The organism is Streptomyces sp. TSRI0281, assembly GCF_001905125.1.
Taxonomy (GTDB): Bacteria; Actinomycetota; Actinomycetes; order Streptomycetales; family Streptomycetaceae; genus Streptomyces.
In genome coordinates, this window is record NZ_LWLE01000035.1 from 396,666 (window position 1) to 414,371 (window position 17,706).

Consider the following 17,706-nt stretch of genomic DNA (forward strand, 5'->3'; position numbering starts at 1 on the left):
GTGACCCCGGTCACCCTTGCGTTCATATCGTTCACAGGCGCTTTCCGGCCATCGGCGGGCCGGTCGGCCGGGGCAGGCAGACTGGGGGCCATGCGCCTCCCCCGTACCCGCCCCCGCAGCCTGGCCGGCCAGCTCTTCGCCATGCAGGTCGTGCTGGTGGCCGCGGTGGTCGCCGGGTGCGCGTTCTTCGCGTACGTCTCCGGGAGCGAACAGGCCGAGGAGACCGCGACGCGGCAGGTACGGACGGCCGCCATCGCGGTGGCCGGTTCCCCCTCCGTACGGGAAGCCATCCGCACCCCGGACCCGTCCGCCGTACTCCAGCCGTACGCGGAACAGGTGCGCGGGGACACCGGGATCGCCTTCGTCACGATCATGGACCCGGACGGGGTGCGCTGGACCCACCCGGACTCCGGGCTGATCGGCGACACCTTCCTGGGGCACACCGAACAGGCGCTGCGCGGCGAGACGTTCACGGAGACGTACACCGGCACGCTCGGCCCGTCGATACGGGTGGTGACACCGGTCCGGGACGGGGGGAGGATCACCGGCCTGGTCAGTGCGGGCATCACCGTGGAGCGGGTCTCCACCCAGGTCCGCGATCAGCTGGGCGCACTCGGCCTCGCGGCGGGCGGTGCGCTGGCGCTCGGCGGGCTCGGTACGTATGTGATCAACGCCCGGCTGCGACGGCACACCCACGGCATGAACGCCGCCGAACTGAGCCGGCTCCACGACTACCACCAGGCCACGCTGCACGCGGTGCGCGAGGGGCTGCTGATGCTGGACGGGCGGCGCCGGATCGCGCTGATCAACGACGCGGGCCGGGAGCTGCTGGGCCTGGCGCCGGGGGCGGTCGGCCGGAAGGTCGACGACCTGGCGCTGCCCGCCCCGTTGACCGGGGCGCTGCTGGACTCCGAAGCACGGGTCGACGAGCTCCATCCGACGGCGGACCGGGTGATCGTGGTCAACACCCGCCCGGTGGTGGGCGGGGAGCGGCGCGGCACGGTGGTGACGCTGCGGGACCACACCGAGTTGCAGGCGCTGTCGGGCGAGCTGGACTCGGAGCGTGGTTTCACGCAGGCGTTGCGTTCACAGGCGCACGAGGCGGCGAACCGGCTGCACACGGTGGTGTCGCTGATCGAGCTGGGCCGGGTGGAGGAGGCGGTGGGGTTCGCGACGGCCGAACTGGAGCTGGCGCAGGAGCTGACCGACCGGGTCGTGGGCGCGGTCGCGGAACCCGTGCTGGCGGCGCTGCTCCTGGGCAAGGCGGCGCAGGCGAACGAGCGGGGGGTGGAGCTGGTGCTGGCGGACGACAGCCTGATCGACGACGGGGCGCTGCCGGGCGGGCCGGCGCAGCGCGATCTGGTGACGATCCTGGGGAATCTGATCGACAACGCGGTCGAGGCGGCGTCGGAGGCGGCGAGCGGCACCCCGGAACGCGGCGTGGGCTCGGCGGCCGTCCCCGCGCCCGGCACCGGACCCGGCTCCCCGCCCGTCCCCGTCCCCGGCTCTGTCTCCGCACCCGGCACCGGCTCCCTGCCCGGCTCTGTCCCCGCTCAGCGCGGCTCGTCCCACGCCCGGGTCACCGTGACCGCCCTCGCCGTGGACGGCCTGCTCCTGCTGCGGGTCGCCGACACCGGGGCGGGTATCGGCCCGGACGACGCGGCCGAGGTGTTCCGGCGCGGCTGGTCGACGCACGGCGCCGGACGCGGGCTCGGCCTGGCGCTGGTGCGGCAGGCCGCGCACCGCAACGGCGGCACGGTCGAACTGGACCGGGGGCCGGACGGCGGCGCACGGTTCACGGTCCGGCTGCCCCTCGGGGACCGTACGGCGAAGGAGGTCACCGCATGATCCGGGTACTGGTGGTGGAGGACGATCCGGTGGCCGCCGACGCCCATCAGCTGTACGTGGGCCGGGTGCCGGGTTTCGAGGTGGCCGCCGTGGCGCACACGCGGGCGGAGGCGGTGCGGGCGCTGGACCGTACGCCGGTGGATCTGCTGCTGCTGGATCTGTATCTGCCCGACGGGCACGGGCTGCAACTGCTGCGGGCGCTGCGGGCGGCCGGTCACGGGGCCGATGTGATCGCCGTGACGTCGGCGCGCGATCTCGCGGTGGTCCGGGAAGGGGTGTCGCTCGGGGTGGTGCAGTACGTGCTGAAGCCGTTCACGTATCCGACGCTGCGGGACCGGCTGGTGCGGTACGCGGAGTTCCGGGCGGCGGCCGGGGAGGCGAGCGGGCAGGAGGAGGTGGACCGGGCCCTGGGGGCACTGCGCGTCGCGCATCCCGCCTCGCTGCCCAAAGGGCTGAGCGGTCCGACGCTGGAGGCGGTGACCCGGGTGCTGCGGACGGCCCAGGACGGGGTGACCGCGGCGGCCGCCGGGGAGGAGCTGGGGATCTCGCGGATCACCGCGCGCCGTTACCTGGAGCATCTGGTGACGGTGGGCAGCGCCGCACGGCGTCCGCACTACGGTCAGGTGGGGCGCCCGGAGCTGCACTACCGGTGGCTGGCGCACGGCCGCTGACACCACGGGCCCCGGTGCACAACAAGCGCTTGCCGCAAGGGCATTGACCTCCTCGTCGGGCCGGACCTACGGTCACGGTCAGCCCTCGTGGCCATGAGGAGGTCGTGCCCGTGCGCCCCACCGCCCCACTGATCCTCGCCGCCGCAGCCACCGTGCTCGCCGCCGGTTCCCTCACCGCCTGCTCCTCCGGTTCCGACAGTGACCCGGACACCGTGAAGGTCGCGTACAACCGCTCCACGGACAACAAGATCCGCTTCAAGGACAAGCATTTCCAGTCCGTCAAGGAGCAGTTCGAGAAGGAGCACCCCGGCAAGAAGGTCAAGCTGGTGCCGATCCAGGCGCCGGACAACGACTACGCCACCAAGGCGCAGCAGATGATGCGCTCGCCGAAGACGGCCCCGGACCTGGTGTACGAGGACACGTTCCGGATCAACTCCGACATCAAGGCCGGGTATCTGCGTCCGCTGGATCCGTATCTGGCGAAGTGGGACACCTGGGACCGGTTCGTGGACACGGCGAAGACCGCGGCGAAGGCGGAGGACGGCAGAACGTACGGCGTCCCCGACGGCACCGACACCCGTGGCCTCTGGTTCAACAAGGAGATCTTCGCGAAGGCGGGTCTGCCGGCCGACTGGCGGCCGAAGAACTGGGACGAGCTCCTGGACGCGGCGCGCACCGTGAAGAAGAAGGTCCCCGGCGTCATCCCGTTGAACGTGTACACCGGCAAGGGTCCCGGTGAGGCAGCGGTGATGCAGGGCTTCGAGATGCTGCTGTACGGGACGGGCGCGGACCCGCTCTACGACGCGACGGCGAAGAAGTGGGTGGCGGGCAGCCGGGGATTCAAGGACGCGCTCGGCTTCGTGGAGACCGTGTACGGGGAGAAGCTCGGCCCGGACCCCTCGGACGCGCTGGACCCGAACATCGGCACCAAGGTGGCCACCGAGCTGTTCCCCGAGGGGAAGCTCGCGATCTCGCTGGACGGCTCCTGGATGGGCCAGAACTGGATCAACGGCGGGCCGAGGGCCTGGCCGGAGTGGGAGACGACGCTCGGGCAGGCCCCGATGCCGACGCGGAACGGCCAGGCGCCCGGGAAGGTGTCGATGTCCGGCGGCTGGGCCTGGGCCATCCCGCAGAAGGCGAAGAACCCCGATCTGGCCTGGGAGTTCATCAGGACGCTCCAGACCGCCCGCAACGCGGCCACCTGGGATGTGGTGGGTGCGCAGATCGCCGTGCGGGAGGACGTGGCGCGGGACCCGGCGTATCTGAGGTCCATGCCGGGCATCGAGTTCTTCACGGCACTCGTGGACCACACGCACTACCGTCCGGCGCTGCCCGTCTATCCGCAGGTGTCGACGGCGATCGGTGAGGCGATGGAGAAGGTGACGACGGGCGACGGCTCACCCGAATCGGCGGCGAAGGAGTACGACGAGCAGCTGAGGACGATCGTCGGCGACGCGGTCGTCGTCGGGTGAGCGGGGCGGGGGCCGGGGCTTCGAAGGGTGCCGGGGACGGGGGCGGGGACACGGACAAGGCCGGGGGCGGGGCTTCGAAGGGTGCCGGGGACGGGGTCGCGGCCGGGGGCGGACGGGCGCGGGTGGCCCGTTGGCTGCCGGTCACCCCCGCCGTCGCGCTGCTGCTGCTCTTCCTCGCCGGGCCCATCGGCTACTGCGTCTGGATCGCGTTCACCGACACCCAGCTCACCGGGGCGTCCGGCTCGTCCTTCGTCGGCCTCGACAACTTCCGCCGGGCCTTCGGCGACGACGACTTCCGCAACGCCGTCGTCCTGACCCTCGTCTTCACCTTCCTGTCCTCGATCGTCGGCCAGAACACGCTGGGTCTGGCGCTGGCCGGGCTGATGCGGGCCGCGTCCCGCCCGGTCCGTACGGTGGCGGGAGCGGTCGTCATCACGTCCTGGGTGCTGCCGGAGATCGTGGCGGCTTTCCTGCTGTACGCGTTCTTCCGCCGCGAGGGCACGCTGAACGTGATCCTGGACTGGCTCCATCTGCCGTCCCAGAACTGGCTGTTCACGTTGCCGATCCTCGCGGTGTCGTTCGCGAACGTGTGGCGCGGTACGGCGTTCTCGATGCTGATCTACTCGGCGGCGCTGTCGGAGATCCCGCAGGACATCAAGGAGGCCGCCGAGGTCGACGGGGCGAGCGGGCCGCGCAGGCTGTGGCACGTCACGCTGCCGATGATCCGGCGTTCCATCGGCACCAATCTGATGCTGAACACCCTCTCCACGCTCTCCGTCTTCGGGCTGATCTGGGCCATGACCCGGGGCGGTCCCGGCAACCGCAGCCAGACCCTCCCGGTGTTCATGTACGACCAGGCGTTCGTCAACAGCCTGATCGGCTACGGGACGGCGGTGGCCCTGCTGCTGCTCCTGGTCGGGGCGCTGTTCTCGGTGGTCTACCTGCGGCTGATGAAGGTGGAGGTGTGATGGCGACCCGCCGCACCCGGGCCCGGCTGGCGGCCGACGGGGCCCTGCTGCTGGTGGCCGCGTCGTTCGCGCTGCCGCTGCTGTGGCTGCTGTTCGCCTCGGTGGACAGCGAGGCGAATCTGCGGGTGCGTCCGCCGACGTCCCCCACCCTGGACAACTTCGACGCGGTGCTCACCGACGAGATCACCTTCACCCCGATGCTCAACAGTCTGCTGCTGTGCGGCGGTGCGACCCTGCTGACGGTGGTGTGCGCGGCACTCGCCGCGTATCCGCTCTCCCGCTACCGCTCGCGCTTCAACCGCCCGTTCCTGCTGACGATCCTGTTCACGACATGTCTGCCGATCACCGCGGTCATGGTGCCGGTGTACGGGCTCTTCGTGCGGGTGGACCTGATCGACACGATGCACGGCACGGCGCTGTTCCTCGCCACGTCCCAACTGCCGTTCGCCATCTGGCTGATGAAGAACTTCATGGACGGTGTACCGAAGGTCCTGGAGGAGGCGGCCTGGACGGACGGGGCGTCCATGGCGCAGACCCTGCTGCGGGTGGTGCTGCCGATCATGGGACCGGGCGTGGGAGTGGTGACGATCTACACCTTCATCATGCTGTGGGGGAACTTCTTCGTCCCGTTCATGCTGCTGCTCTCCCCCGAGCAGTTGCCCGCGTCCGTCTCGATCTTCACGTTCTTCGGCAACTACGGCTCGGTGATCTACGGGCAGCTGGCGGCGTTCTCGATCCTGTACTCCACTCCGGTACTGCTGCTGTACATCCTGATCTCGCGCCGGCTGGGCGGCGGATTCGCGCTCGGAGGTGCGGTGAAGGGGTGAGGGAGGCGACGGAGGGCGGTGGGGCGGCACGGGCGTCGGCCCCCTCGGATTGGCCCCGGTTCGTCCTAGGAGTTTCCTACGAAGCATGTTCTGGGCGGAACGTACCGTAGCCAGGCCCGTTTCCGACTTCTACGGTGGGGCCGTGCACCCCACCCCGCCGTTTCACGCCCCCGCCGCGCGCCGACTTCGCGAGGCTCTGGGGATGGCACCCGGTCATGTCGCCTACGGTCTCGCCGCCCAGTACGGTCTCCGCGTCAGCGCCGAGACGGTGATGGCCTGGGAGCGCGGGGCCGCCGCGCCGGACGAACGGGAGCTCACGGCACTCGCCGGGGTGCTGTGGTGCGCGCCGGGCGAACTGCTGGCGGCGGCTTCCACATTGCGGGAGCACCGGATGACCCGGAACCTCACGGTGGACGACCTGGCCCGGCAGCTCGGGATGACCGGGTCCTCGTATCTGCGGATGGAGGAGTCGGGGCGCTGGCGGGGCAACGAACGGCAGTCCGCCGCGCTGCGCGAGGCGCTGAATCTGTCGCCCGCGCAGTTCCTCACCGTGACCGGCCGCAACGAGGAACTGGCGGAGCTGCTGAACAGTGCGGTGACGACGCGCTGGCAGGCGTACGTACGCCCGGTGTCCAGGATCGTCCCGCTGGAGCGGCGTCTGGTCCAGGACGTGCTGGAGCAGCTGCACGCCGACTACCAGGCGCTGATGGTGTCGACGCTGAGCTGGAGCAGCACCGGTGAGGCGCGGTCCGGGGCCGCCGGGGACGCGGGGCGGGCGTTCCTGTCGCGGATCATCGACCAGTTCTGGCGGACGGCGGGCGTGTAGGCGGCCATTGCGGGCGCGGTCACGGGGAGGGGGCGGCCCCGCCGTACCGGTGCGGGGGAGGACGGCGCGGGGGATCAGGCCGGGTCGAATGAGAACAGCAGCCCCTCGTTGCTCCCCTCGCAGCTCAGCTGCACCGCCTCGGCGCCGCGGTCCTCGATCGCGTCGAACCCGGCGCAGAGTCCGGAGTGCGTGGGGCGCAGGCGGTAGCCGCGCACCGGCTCGCCGACCGGTTCCACCCAGAACGCCTCGGCCGCCCCGCGCCGGCCGCACTCCTGGTCCTGCATCGCGGCGCCGATCTCCTTCCCGCCGTCCCAGATGCCGGTGCAGCCGGGCCCGTAGTCCGGGTGATCGGTCTCCAGGCGCCAGACGCCGTCCCCCATCGGGTTCAGGGCGAACTCCGGGGTGGCGGCGGAGGCGCAGGGCACCTGGTAGAGCCGTCCGCTCCTGTTGTCCTCCTCGGCGAGGCAGAATCCGGAGTGGACGGCCCGGATCTTCACCGGTCCGGGCGCCGGTCCGTTCAACGGGGGCGGCGTCTCCTCCTCCCGTACGAGAAGGGCGACCGTGATGCTCGCCGCGGCGAGCACCGCCAGACCGGCGGCGGCCGCCAGGACCGTCCGTGTCCGACGGCGACGGGCGGGAGGTACGGGGGACGCTTCGGGGCCGTCGGTGCCTGAGCCGGTGTCGAACGCGACCGCGGTGCCGGTGCCAGTGCCTGAGCCGGTGCCTGACGCGACCCCGACCCCGACCCCGGTGCCTGTAACGAACCCGTCCCCGGCGCCCGTGCCCGTGCCCGCGCCCGTGCCCGTACCGGTGCCGCCCCCGCCTCCGTCACCTTCCGGCAGCCCCTCCGCGCCGCCCGTCCGGCCGTGCGCCGCCATCTCCTTGCGCGCCGCGAGCCAGCTCTCCGTCTCGGCGGGTCCGCAGCCGCAGGCGCGGACGAAGGCGGCGAGGAGTTCCTCGCGGGGCACCGTCGCCCGGCTCAGCATGTTGGCGATCGTGGAGCGGGGCAGGACATCGCCGACCGCTTCCGCGCGGTCCGCCAGCTCCCGGAAGGTCAGTCCCGACGCGTCCTTCAGCGCCCGCAGCCGCGCGACGAACCCGGCCGGGCTCCGTGCTTCCCGTGGATCCGGAGTCGTGCCCTCGACGATCATGCGCTGCAGCCTCTCCCCGTGCGGCGGCCCGCGCCGAAGCGGCCGGACCCGATCCGACCCGGCACTCGGACAGAGTTGGGACATGTCCGGGACAGGGCCAAGCCTTGTTGATCCGGGCCACGGGCTCAAGAGTGGATCGCGGCACATACCGGAGGGGGAACGGTATGCGGCCCTGACCGTCCACGGGGGGACGGTCAGGGCCGCAGGTGCTGCCCGGGGGCCGGGCGCGGGAGAGAAACAGGCCGTAAGCGGGTCAGAACACCGACTCGGCCTCGTACATCCGGTCCACGGGCACCGTCTTCAGCCGGGTGACCGCGTCGGCGAGCGGCACCATCTCGATCGCGTTTCCGCGCAAGGCGGTCATCCGGCCGAAATCGCCGCGGTGGGCGGCCTCCACCGCGTTCCAGCCGAACCGGGTCGCGAGCACCCGGTCGTACGCGGTCGGCGTGCCGCCGCGCTGGACGTGGCCGAGAATGACCGGTCGGGCCTCCTTGCCGAGCCGGGTCTCCAGCTCGACGGCCAGGCGGTTGCCGATGCCCTGGAAGCGCTCGTGGCCGTACTGGTCGATCGCGCCCTTGGCGTACGGCATCGAGCCCTCGGCCGGGTGCGCGCCCTCGGCGACGCAGATGACGGCGAACTTCTTGCCGCGTGCGAAGCGCTCCTCGACCATTCTGACCAGGTCGTCCACCTGGAACGGCCGCTCGGGCAGACAGATGCCGTGCGCACCGCCCGCCATCCCGGACTCCAGTGCGATCCAGCCCGCGTGCCGTCCCATCACCTCGACGACCATGACCCGCTGATGCGATTCGGCGGTGGTCTTGAGGCGGTCTATGGCCTCGGTGGCGACGCCCACCGCGGTGTCGAAACCGAAGGTGCGGTCGGTGGCGGAGATGTCGTTGTCGATGGTCTTCGGTACGCCGACGACCGGCATGCCCGCGTCGGAGAGCATCCGGGCGGCGGTGAGCGTGCCTTCGCCGCCGATCGGGATGAGGGCGTCTATGCCGTACCGGCGGCTCAGCTCGTCGCAGTTCTCGGCGGCTTCGCGCAGCCGGTCGCGCTCCAGCCGGGCCGAGCCGAGTATCGTGCCGCCGCGGGCCAGGATGCCGCTGACCGCGTTGAGGTCCAGTGGGCGGAAGTGACCGTCGAGCAGGCCCTTGAAGCCGTCCTCGAATCCGATGACTTCATCGCCGTGACCCACGACGGCACGGTGCACGACCGACCGGATCACTGCGTTCAGGCCAGGGCAGTCGCCGCCTGCGGTGAGAATTCCGATGCGCATCGTGCTGTGTCTCCTGCTCGCTAGTGCCGCGCTGTTCGGGGGCCAGCCGATGAATCCCCCGTACCGTGAGCCGTGACGATTGTCCCACGCCTGGTCCGGACCTCGCGCTTTCGGCCGGTCCGGCGGGAGAACAACGGGAGAACCGGGGGCGAAGGTCCGCGACGCGGCGGGCCGGAGGTCCTGCCGTCGGGAGGCGTGGGTCCCGGTCCCGGGCAGCGGGCGAAGGACCTCGGACCTGCCCTTCGGCCGGCCCCGGACGAGGCGGAACGTCGCGGACACGGCCCGGTCCGGAGATGGGTCACTCCGGCGGGCGGCTCAGCTGTCCGCGCGGGTATCGTCAAAAAGCAATGCCAGCCAAATCCACCCAATCAGGACGGGAGAGCACGCGTGGCGCGCAGCGTGTACGTGACAGGGATCGACCGGGGGGACGGCCGTCAGGTCGTCGACCTGGGAGTCATGGAGCTTCTGACGCGCCAGGTGGACCGGGTCGGTGTCTTCCGGCCGCTGGTCCATGACGGCCCCGACCGGCTCTTCGAGCTGCTGCGGGCCCGCTACCGGCTCTCCCAGAGCCCCGCCACCGTCTACGGCCTGGACTATCACGAGGCCTCGGCGATACAGGCGGAACAGGGTACCGACGAACTGGTCTCCCGGCTCGTCGAGCGCTTCCATCAGGTGGCCCGGGAGTACGAGGTGGTGCTGGTGCTCGGCAGCGACTTCGCCGACACCCAGCTCCCCGACGAGCTGGCGCTCAACGCCCGGCTGGCCAACGAGTTCGGCGCCTCGGTGATCGCGGTGGTCGGCGGCAAGGGCCAGACCGCGGAGTCCGTGCGGGCCGAGACGCGTAACGCCTACCGCGCGTACGCCGGGCTCGGCTGCGACGTCCTGTCGATGGTGGTGAACCGGGTGGCGTCCGAGGACCGCGAGATCATCGCCGAGCGGCTCGCCGCCCGGCTGCCCGTCCCCGTCTCGGTGCTGCCCGACGACCCGGCGCTCTCGGCGCCCACCGTCGCCCAGGTCACCGCCGCGCTGGACGGCACGGTGCTGCTCGGCGACGACGCGGGCCTGGCCAGGGACGCGCTGCACTTCGTGTTCGGCGGCGCGATGCTGCCGAACCTGCTGAACGCGCTGACCCCGGGCTGCCTCGTCGTCACCCCCGGCGACCGGGCCGATCTGGTCGTCGGATCACTGGCCGCGCACAGTGCGGGCACCCCGCCGATAGCGGGCGTGCTGCTGACCCTGAACGAGCGCCCCGGCGAGGAGATACTCACCCTGGCCTCCCGGCTCGCACCGGGCACCCCGGTCGTCTCGGTGGTCGGCGGCTCCTTCCCCACCGCCGCGGAACTCTTCACGCTGGAAGGCAAGTTGAACGCGGCGACGCCCCGCAAGGCGGAGACCGCGCTCGGCCTCTTCGAGCGCCATGTGGACACCGGCGCCCTGCTGGAGCGGATCTCGGTGGCCCGCAGCGGCCGGGTCACGCCGATGATGTTCGAGCACGAACTGCTGGAACAGGCCCGAGCCGACCGGCGCCGGGTGGTGCTGCCCGAGGGCACCGAGGAACGCGTGCTGCGCGCCGCCGATGTGCTGCTGCGCCGCGACGTCTGCGATCTGACCCTCCTCGGCGACGTCGACGTGATCCGCAAGAAGGCCGCGGACCTCGGCATCGATCTCGCCGGGACGCAGCTGATCGACCCGCAGACCTCCGAACTGCGCCAGAACTTCGCGGAGCGGTACGCCGAACTGCGCGCGCACCGCGGAGTGACGGTGGAACTCGCGTACGACGTGGTCGCCGACGTGAACTACTTCGGCACCCTGATGGTCCAGGAGGGCCTGGCGGACGGGATGGTCTCCGGTTCGGTGCACTCGACCGCGGCGACGATCCGCCCGGCCTTCGAGATCATCAAGACCAAGCCGGACGCCTCGATCGTCTCCTCGGTCTTCTTCATGTGCCTGGCCGACAAGGTGCTCGTGTACGGCGACTGCGCGGTCAATCCGGACCCGGACGCGGAGCAGCTCGCGGACATCGCCATGCAGTCCGCGGTGACCGCCGCCCGGTTCGGGGTGGAGCCGCGGATCGCGATGCTGTCGTACTCGACGGGCACCTCCGGCTCCGGCGCGGACGTCGACAAGGTGCGCGAGGCGACGGAGCGGGTGCGGGCGTCCCGGCCGGAGCTGAGCATCGAGGGCCCGATCCAGTACGACGCGGCCGTCGAGCCGTCCGTCGCGGCGACGAAGCTGCCCGGCTCCGAGGTGGCGGGGCAGGCGACCGTGCTGATCTTCCCGGACCTGAACACCGGCAACAACACCTACAAGGCCGTGCAGCGCTCGGCGGGCGCGGTCGCCGTCGGCCCGGTGCTCCAGGGGCTGCGCAAGCCGGTCAACGACCTGTCGCGCGGCGCGCTCGTGCAGGACATCGTCAATACCGTGGCCATCACGGCGATCCAGGCGCAGGGCGAGGAGTGAACGGCATGTCCCGTACGACCACCACCGACGAAGGTCCGGCCCCTGTGGAACCCCATCGCGTACTCGTCCTCAACTCCGGCTCCTCGTCGGTGAAGTACCAGCTCCTCGACATGCGCGACCACTCCCGGCTCGCGGTCGGCCTGGTCGAGCGGATCGGCGAGGCCGACTCCCGCCTCGTGCACACCCCGCTGGCCGACGGCGGCGCGGAGCCCCGTGAGCGCGTCGGCCCGATCGCCGACCACGGGGCGGCGCTGAAGGCGGCGGCCGAGGAGCTGACGGCGGACGGGCTCGGGCTGGACTCCCCCGGACTCGCGGCGATCGGCCACCGGGTGGTGCACGGCGGGCTGCGGTTCACCGAGCCGACGGTGATCACCGACGAGGTGCTGACCGAGATCGAACGGCTGGTGCCGGTGGCGCCGCTGCACAACCCGGCGAACATCACCGGTATCCGTACGGCGCAGGCGCTGCGCCCCGACCTGCCCCAGGTCGCGGTCTTCGACACGGCGTTCCACACGACGATGCCGGAGTACGCGGCGCGGTACGCGATCGACGTCGAGACCGCCGACGCGCACCGCATCCGCCGCTACGGGTTCCACGGCACGTCGCACGCGTATGTCTCCCGGCGTACGGCGGAGCTGCTGGACCGCCCGCCGGAGGAGCTCAACCTCATCGTGCTGCACCTGGGCAACGGCGCCTCGGCCTCGGCGGTGGCGGGCGGGCGGTGCGTGGACACCTCCATGGGGCTGACCCCCTTGGAGGGGCTGGTGATGGGTACCCGCTCCGGAGACATCGATCCGGCCGTCACGTTCCACCTGAAGCGGGTGGCGGGCATGTCGGCGGACGACATCGACGAGCTGCTCAACAAGAAGAGCGGCCTGGTCGGGCTGTGCGGCGACAACGACATGCGGGAGATCCGCCGCCGGGTCGACGAGGGCGACGAGCGGGCCGCGCTGGCCTTCGACATCTACATCCACCGCCTGAAGAAGTACATCGGCGCCTATTCGGCGGTCCTCGGGCGGGTGGACGCGGTGGTGTTCACGGCGGGGGTCGGCGAGAACTCCGCGCCGGTACGGGAGGCTGCCGTCGCCGGTCTCGCGGAGCTGGGTCTGGCGGTGGACGCCGGTCTGAACGCCGTGCGGTCCGGCGAACCGCGGCTGATCTCGCCGGATTACGCGCGGGTGGCGGTCGCCGTGGTGCCGACGGACGAGGAGCTGGAGATCGCGAACCAGACCTTCGCCCTCATCGGACGGACCACCGTCGGAGAGGTCGACAACTGAGCACCCCCGCGCCCCTTTGTATCTTCCACCAGACGGAATATTCCGTAGTGAAACAAACCGATAGGATCCGCCTCATGCGCCGTTCCAAAATCGTCTGCACCCTCGGTCCCGCCGTCGACTCGCATGAGCAGCTCGTCGCTCTGATCGAGGCCGGCATGAGCGTGGCCCGCTTCAACTTCAGTCACGGCACCCACGAGGAGCACCAGGGTCGTTACGACCGGGTCCGCAAGGCCGCCGCCGAGACCGGCCGCGCGGTGGGCGTGCTCGCCGACCTCCAGGGTCCCAAGATCCGCCTGGCGAAGTTCGCCGAGGGTCCCGTCGAGCTGGTCCGCGGGGACGAGTTCACCATCACCTCCGAGGACGTCCCCGGCGACAAGTCGATCTGCGGCACGACCTACAAGGGTCTGCCCGGCGACGTCACCAAGGGCGACCCGATCCTGATCAACGACGGCAACGTCGAGCTCAAGGTCATCTCGGTCGAGGGCCCCCGGGTCAGGACCATCGTCATCGAGGGCGGTGTCATCTCCGACCACAAGGGCATCAACCTGCCCGGCGCGGCGGTGAACGTCCCGGCCCTGTCCGAGAAGGACATCGAGGACCTGCGCTTCGCGCTGCGGATGGGCTGCGACCTGGTGGCGCTGTCCTTCGTGCGGGACGCCGAGGACGTCAAGGACGTCCACAAGGTGATGGACGAGGAGGGCCGCCGGGTCCCCGTCATCGCCAAGGTGGAGAAGCCGCAGGCCGTCGAGCACATGGAGGGCGTCGTCATGGCGTTCGACGGTGTGATGGTGGCCCGTGGCGACCTGGCCGTCGAGTACCCGCTCGAAAAGGTCCCGATGGTGCAGAAGCGCCTCGTGGAGCTGTGCCGCCGCAACGCCAAGCCGGTGATCGTGGCGACCCAGATGATGGAGTCGATGATCACCAACTCGCGGCCGACCCGCGCCGAGGCGTCCGACGTCGCCAACGCGATCCTGGACGGCGCGGACGCGGTCATGCTCTCCGCCGAGTCGTCCGTGGGCGCCTATCCCATCGAGACGGTCAAGACGATGTCGAAGATCGTCGTCGCCGCCGAGGAGGAGCTGCTCTCCAAGGGGCTCCAGCCGCTGGTGCCGGGCAAGAAGCCCCGTACCCAGGGCGGTTCGGTGGCCCGAGCGGCCTGCGAGATCGCGGACTTCCTGGACGGCAAGGCGCTGGTCGCCTTCACCGAGTCCGGTGACACGGCCCGCCGCCTCTCCCGCTACCGCGTCGCGCAGCCGATCCTCGCCTTCACCACGGACGAGTCCACCCGCAACCAGCTCGCGCTGAGCTGGGGTGTCGAGGCGCACGTCGTGCCGCACGTGGACAACACCGACGCCATGGTCGAGCTGGTCGACGCGGAGCTGCTGAAGCTGAACCGCTACAACGACGGCGACACGATGGTCATCACGGCCGGCTCGCCCCCCGGCATCCCCGGCACCACCAACATGGTCCGGGTCCACCACCTGGGCGGCGGCGAGCGCGACTAGCCCGCCCGGCTGTACGATCCCGGCCCCCGGCTGCACACGCTGCCGGGGGCCGGCCCGTGTCAGGGGCCGTCCGGGAACAGGACCGGTCCACGCACTCCACGCACCGGGCCGTATCCGCGAACAAGGGGAACCACGTGTCCCGGACCGACGGGCTGTCTCCGTCCGAGCCCTTCCGGATGTACGTCCGGGTCATCAGCGCATCGCTCCGGCCCCAGGAGATCGATGCCCGGCTGGGAATCCGCGCCGACCTCTCGTACGCACGCGGGAGCCGCAAGCGTCCGCAGTCGCGGCCGTACGGACACACCGGCTGGCAGCGGCACGTCCCGGCGCCCGGACCGGGGGCCCGGCCGGAGGACCTCGAACGGATCGTTCTCGGCTGGGGCGACGCGTTCGCCCGCGCGCTGGGGGAACTCTCCGACAGCGGCGACGCGGACGTCTCGCTGGTCATGGTCCAGAGCATCCACGATCCCGACGACGGGACGGCGAAGGGCATCGCCCTCGGTGCCCCGCTCATGGCCTGGCTCGCCACGGCTCGCGCCGATCTGGACATCGACCAGTACGTCTTCCACGCGTGCGACGAGCCTGCCGCGCAGTGAGACATGACGGTGGCCCGCACCCCCTGACTCCAGAGGGTGCGGGCCACCGTCATTCCGTGCGGCTCCCATGACGGGTCGTCGGGCGGCGCGGGCCTAGCCGTTGCCGCCGGTGAAGAAGTTCTCCAGGCCGGGCACCGTGAGCGAGCCGCCGAACTGGCCGGCCTGCGTCACCTTCACCTTGGTGAAGAAGGCGAACGGGACGTTCAACGGCGGCGGGGTCTGCGTGTTGAAGGTGATCGGGATGAGGCCGAAGAGGTTGCCCTTCAGCTCCTCCGTGTACATCGTCACCGTGCCGTTGCGGATGGTCGACGTGGAGCCGGGCCGCGACTTCACATGGCCCGTGGTGCCGGCCACCGGACCGGTCGTCAGCTGGTGGAGGTCCTTGATGTCGATCGAGCTCGCGGTGAACTTCAGCACCTTCTTGATGCTGCCGTCCGCCTTCCGCACCTCGACGATGCCCTTGTAGTCGAGGCCGTTGAGCGTGAGCATCGACGATTCCAGGATCCACGGGTCGGTCGGGAGCAGCGGCAGGCCCTGCTCCAGGTCGGCCGCGGCGAGCGCGTCGGGGTCGGCGGTCGGGCACGGGAAGCGCGGCTTGGCGCCGTCCGGGATGTCCTCGTCCTTCTTGGGGTCGAGGCCCTTGACGTCCTCGTCGAGCTCCTCGACGTTCTTGCCCGCCCGGTCCGCCGCCTCGCGGATGGCGTCGGCGGTCTTGCCGGCCGTGCCCTTCGCCCGGTCCTCGGCCCTGCCCTCGGCCTTGTCCTTGTCGGCCGGGGCGGTGGTGGCGGAGTCCGACGGCTTCGGGGCCCCGGTGGTGGCGCTCGGGGACGGGCTCGCCGTCTCCTTGTCCGGTCCGTCGAAGAGGTCCTTGAGGGCGTCGCCGACACCGAGCGGGTCGAGCGGGTTCTTCGACTTGGTGGGCGTCGGCGTCGGGCCGGGCGTCGGGGCGGACTTCTCCTTCGCGGCGTCGCCCGCCGGGTCCTCGCCCGTCGAGGAACTGGCCGACGGCTTCGGGGTCGCGTCGTCGCCCTTGCCGGACTCCTCGCCCTTGCCCGGCTCGTCCTTGCCCGCCTCGTCCTTGGACGTGGCCGACGGGGACGGCGTCGCCTTCGGCGACTCGGACTCGCTCGGCTCGTCGGACCGGGTCACGCACGGGCCGGGAGCGAACGGGATGTCCGCGTGGTCGTCGGCCAGCGCCAGCTTGGGAGTCAGTCCCATGCCGACGAAGACCGCCGTGGGCATCGCGGCGAGCGCGAACGCCTTCTTGCCGTTGGGCATGTGCAGCTTGGTCAGCAGCGACTTCTTGGGGGCCGCGTGGCGCGGTCCTCTTCGTTCGCGAAGGTCCTCGCCGGGGAGCGCGTTCGTCCGCTGTGCGTCGTCACCCCGCATGATGCCTCCCGCCGTCGGCCTCAACTGCCTTGTCGAACCTGACCGGTTGCTGAGGAAGGGCCGCACCGTGCAAGGCGTCCTCGGAACGCGCGCCGTGCGGCTGGTGCTCCGCGAACGCCTCGCCCGCGGGGGTGCCTCCGCCGAACGCGGCCTCGTCCTTCACCGGTTCGCCCGGGGCCCAGGAGATGGACAGCGCGCCGCCCAGCAGGGCGAGGAGGAAACCGATCAGGAAGCCGCCGATGTTGGCGACGGGGAGGGAGATCAGCGCGAGCAGGATCGCGGCGACACCGGCGAACACCCGGACGATGTGGTGGAACCACATGGTCAGACCCAGTGTCATCAGCAGGATCCCGATGATCAGGGATCCGGCGCCGGCGGTGGTGGACATCGCCAGCGTCATATTGCCGAGGTGCATATTGGCGTACGGGAAGTAGGCGATGGGTACACCGCCCACGATGGTGAACAGGCCCGCCCAGAACGGCCGGTTACCCCGCCAGGTGCGGAATCCCCGCCGGAAGACGGTGAGGTAGTGCTCGTTCTGCCCTGTGGACTCGGGGCTCATGGAAAACAGCTCCCTGGAACCGGTACTGCTGTGAGAAGAGAAAAGGTGGGCGGCCGGAGGCCCGCAGGGAGCGTTCCGGCCACCCGGGCGAGTGCTAGAAGCACTCCTTGACGCCCTTGTGCAGCTTCAGGCTCAGGTTGCTGAGCTTGAAGGTGCCGGCCGTGGTCGCCCAGGCCGTCTGCTCCACACCGGTCAGCGTGGCCTTTTCGGCCCGCTGCGAGAAGCCGTTGGGGTTGGCCTGAGTGCCAGGCTGGATGCCTATGCTCTCCGGGTTGTTCGGGTCCTTGAGGGAGCCCGCCGCCACCCCGATGTCGATCTTCTCGAAGTACGCGTCGGCGTCGAGCTGCGAGATGTCGAGGTACAGGTTGGTCGCCTCGACCGGCTTCTTCGGGTCCGTGCCCGCGTTCAGCTCCAGGCTGACGCTGCCGAGACCGAAGGGCAGGTTCGGCGTGACCACCGACTGACACATGTTGGTGATCGTGGCCTTGCTGAAGCCCGACACCGCGACGGGGTGCGCCGCCTGCTTGCCCTCAAGGTCCTTGCCGACCGCGACGCTGCCGTACTGGACGAAGTTCTCACCGACGAGCTTGTCCGTGCTGACCTTGAAGCTCTGGCCGGACACACTGAACGACGCGGCGAGCGCGCCCTGCGCGAGGCCGACACCCACAGCTGCGGTCGCGACGACGCTCGGGACCATGACCAGAGCGAAGCGCTTCCATCTCGTTCCACCGCGAACCTGGGAACTCATAAATTTCCTCCTTCTCGGACGTACATCTCCGGACGGACATCGTGCCCGCCCCGGGATGGGAGAAGTGCTACGTCCTCGGGAAGGAGAGCGCCCGTACCGGAGGCGTACCGCATCCGATTCACCGGCG

The 17,706-nt window shown here is 70.8% G+C and carries 15 protein-coding genes; 10 read left to right on the plus strand and 5 right to left on the minus strand.

The window, feature by feature from the left end:
- Positions 1-90: 90 nt before the first annotated feature.
- The 6 genes from A6A29_RS36345 to A6A29_RS36370 all read left to right on the plus strand — a co-directional run bounded on the left by A6A29_RS36345 (position 91) and on the right by A6A29_RS36370 (position 6,612).
- Positions 91-1,848 carry a sensor histidine kinase gene (locus tag A6A29_RS36345; protein ID WP_073727169.1) on the plus strand — a complete coding sequence of 586 codons (1,758 nt, stop codon included), beginning with the start codon at positions 91-93 and terminating at the stop codon, positions 1,846-1,848.
- Complete coding sequence (locus A6A29_RS36350) at positions 1,845-2,519, plus strand: response regulator (protein ID WP_073727171.1); 675 nt, start codon at positions 1,845-1,847, stop codon at positions 2,517-2,519. Before A6A29_RS36345 ends, A6A29_RS36350 begins: the two co-directional genes overlap by 4 nt.
- Positions 2,520-2,629: 110 nt before the next feature.
- Complete coding sequence (locus A6A29_RS36355; protein WP_107468391.1) at positions 2,630-3,991, plus strand: ABC transporter substrate-binding protein; 1,362 nt, start codon at positions 2,630-2,632, stop codon at positions 3,989-3,991.
- Between the two features lie 122 nt (positions 3,992-4,113).
- Positions 4,114-4,959 (plus strand): carbohydrate ABC transporter permease, encoded by an 846-nt coding sequence (locus tag A6A29_RS36360; RefSeq protein WP_073727407.1) that lies wholly within the window; start codon positions 4,114-4,116, stop codon positions 4,957-4,959.
- Positions 4,959-5,786 (plus strand): carbohydrate ABC transporter permease, encoded by an 828-nt coding sequence (locus A6A29_RS36365; protein WP_073727175.1) that lies wholly within the window; start codon positions 4,959-4,961, stop codon positions 5,784-5,786. The genes A6A29_RS36360 and A6A29_RS36365 overlap by 1 nt, the downstream gene beginning before the upstream one ends.
- 202 nt (positions 5,787-5,988) lie before the next feature.
- Positions 5,989-6,612, plus strand: coding sequence for a helix-turn-helix domain-containing protein (locus tag A6A29_RS36370; RefSeq protein ID WP_073727177.1), 624 nt, complete (start codon positions 5,989-5,991; stop codon positions 6,610-6,612).
- 74 nt (positions 6,613-6,686) lie between these two features.
- Here the strand turns inward: A6A29_RS36370 and A6A29_RS36375 are convergent, their stop codons facing one another.
- Positions 6,687-7,763 (minus strand): XRE family transcriptional regulator, encoded by a 1,077-nt coding sequence (locus A6A29_RS36375; RefSeq protein WP_073727179.1) that lies wholly within the window; start codon positions 7,761-7,763, stop codon positions 6,687-6,689.
- Positions 7,764-8,016: 253 nt separating this feature from the next.
- Positions 8,017-9,042 carry an ATP-dependent 6-phosphofructokinase gene (locus A6A29_RS36380; RefSeq protein WP_073727181.1) on the minus strand — a complete coding sequence of 342 codons (1,026 nt, stop codon included), beginning with the start codon at positions 9,040-9,042 and terminating at the stop codon, positions 8,017-8,019.
- Positions 9,043-9,429: 387 nt separating this feature from the next.
- On the opposite strand from A6A29_RS36380, the gene pta reads away from it, so the two are divergent.
- From pta to A6A29_RS36400, 4 genes are all read left to right on the plus strand, one after another.
- Positions 9,430-11,502: a phosphate acetyltransferase gene (gene pta, locus A6A29_RS36385; RefSeq protein WP_073727183.1), complete on the plus strand. Its 2,073-nt coding sequence runs from the start codon at positions 9,430-9,432 to the stop codon at positions 11,500-11,502.
- Positions 11,503-11,507: 5 nt separating this feature from the next.
- Positions 11,508-12,779 carry an acetate kinase gene (locus tag A6A29_RS36390; RefSeq protein WP_073727185.1) on the plus strand — a complete coding sequence of 424 codons (1,272 nt, stop codon included), beginning with the start codon at positions 11,508-11,510 and terminating at the stop codon, positions 12,777-12,779.
- A 74-nt stretch (positions 12,780-12,853) separates the two neighbouring features.
- Positions 12,854-14,284, plus strand: coding sequence for a pyruvate kinase (pyk, locus tag A6A29_RS36395; RefSeq protein ID WP_073727187.1), 1,431 nt, complete (start codon positions 12,854-12,856; stop codon positions 14,282-14,284).
- Positions 14,285-14,418: 134 nt separating this feature from the next.
- Entirely contained in the window at positions 14,419-14,880 is a 462-nt protein-coding gene (locus tag A6A29_RS36400; protein WP_241838775.1) for a DUF4279 domain-containing protein, read from the plus strand.
- Positions 14,881-14,973: 93 nt separating this feature from the next.
- Here A6A29_RS36400 and A6A29_RS36405 read toward each other — a convergent pair whose 3' ends face one another.
- The 3 genes from A6A29_RS36405 to A6A29_RS36415 form a co-directional block, all read right to left on the minus strand.
- Positions 14,974-16,269 (minus strand): hypothetical protein, encoded by a 1,296-nt coding sequence (locus A6A29_RS36405; RefSeq protein WP_073727189.1) that lies wholly within the window; start codon positions 16,267-16,269, stop codon positions 14,974-14,976.
- Complete coding sequence (locus tag A6A29_RS36410) at positions 16,259-16,831, minus strand: DUF6114 domain-containing protein (RefSeq protein WP_073727191.1); 573 nt, start codon at positions 16,829-16,831, stop codon at positions 16,259-16,261. The genes A6A29_RS36405 and A6A29_RS36410 overlap by 11 nt, the downstream gene beginning before the upstream one ends.
- Before the next feature lie 94 nt (positions 16,832-16,925).
- On the minus strand, positions 16,926-17,579 hold the full coding sequence (locus A6A29_RS36415) for a DUF6230 family protein (protein ID WP_073727193.1): 654 nt from the start codon (positions 17,577-17,579) through the stop codon (positions 16,926-16,928).
- Between the last annotated feature and the right edge of the window lie 127 nt (positions 17,580-17,706).

Excerpts from the sequence above, each read along its gene's own strand:
- A6A29_RS36345 (WP_073727169.1), top strand. The coding sequence starts at position 91 with ATGCGCCTCCCCCGTACCCGCCCCCGCAGCCTGGCCGGCCAGCTCTTC.
- A6A29_RS36350 (WP_073727171.1), top strand. The coding sequence starts at position 1,845 with ATGATCCGGGTACTGGTGGTGGAGGACGATCCGGTGGCCGCCGACGCC.
- A6A29_RS36365 (WP_073727175.1), top strand. The coding sequence starts at position 4,959 with ATGGCGACCCGCCGCACCCGGGCCCGGCTGGCGGCCGACGGGGCCCTG.
- A6A29_RS36370 (WP_073727177.1), top strand. The coding sequence starts at position 5,989 with ATGGCACCCGGTCATGTCGCCTACGGTCTCGCCGCCCAGTACGGTCTC.
- A6A29_RS36375 (WP_073727179.1), bottom strand. The coding sequence starts at position 7,763 with ATGATCGTCGAGGGCACGACTCCGGATCCACGGGAAGCACGGAGCCCG.
- A6A29_RS36380 (WP_073727181.1), bottom strand. The coding sequence starts at position 9,042 with ATGCGCATCGGAATTCTCACCGCAGGCGGCGACTGCCCTGGCCTGAAC.
- A6A29_RS36390 (WP_073727185.1), top strand. The coding sequence starts at position 11,508 with ATGTCCCGTACGACCACCACCGACGAAGGTCCGGCCCCTGTGGAACCC.
- pyk (WP_073727187.1), top strand. The coding sequence starts at position 12,854 with ATGCGCCGTTCCAAAATCGTCTGCACCCTCGGTCCCGCCGTCGACTCG.
- A6A29_RS36405 (WP_073727189.1), bottom strand. The coding sequence starts at position 16,269 with ATGCGGGGTGACGACGCACAGCGGACGAACGCGCTCCCCGGCGAGGAC.
- A6A29_RS36410 (WP_073727191.1), bottom strand. The coding sequence starts at position 16,831 with ATGAGCCCCGAGTCCACAGGGCAGAACGAGCACTACCTCACCGTCTTC.
- A6A29_RS36415 (WP_073727193.1), bottom strand. The coding sequence starts at position 17,579 with ATGAGTTCCCAGGTTCGCGGTGGAACGAGATGGAAGCGCTTCGCTCTG.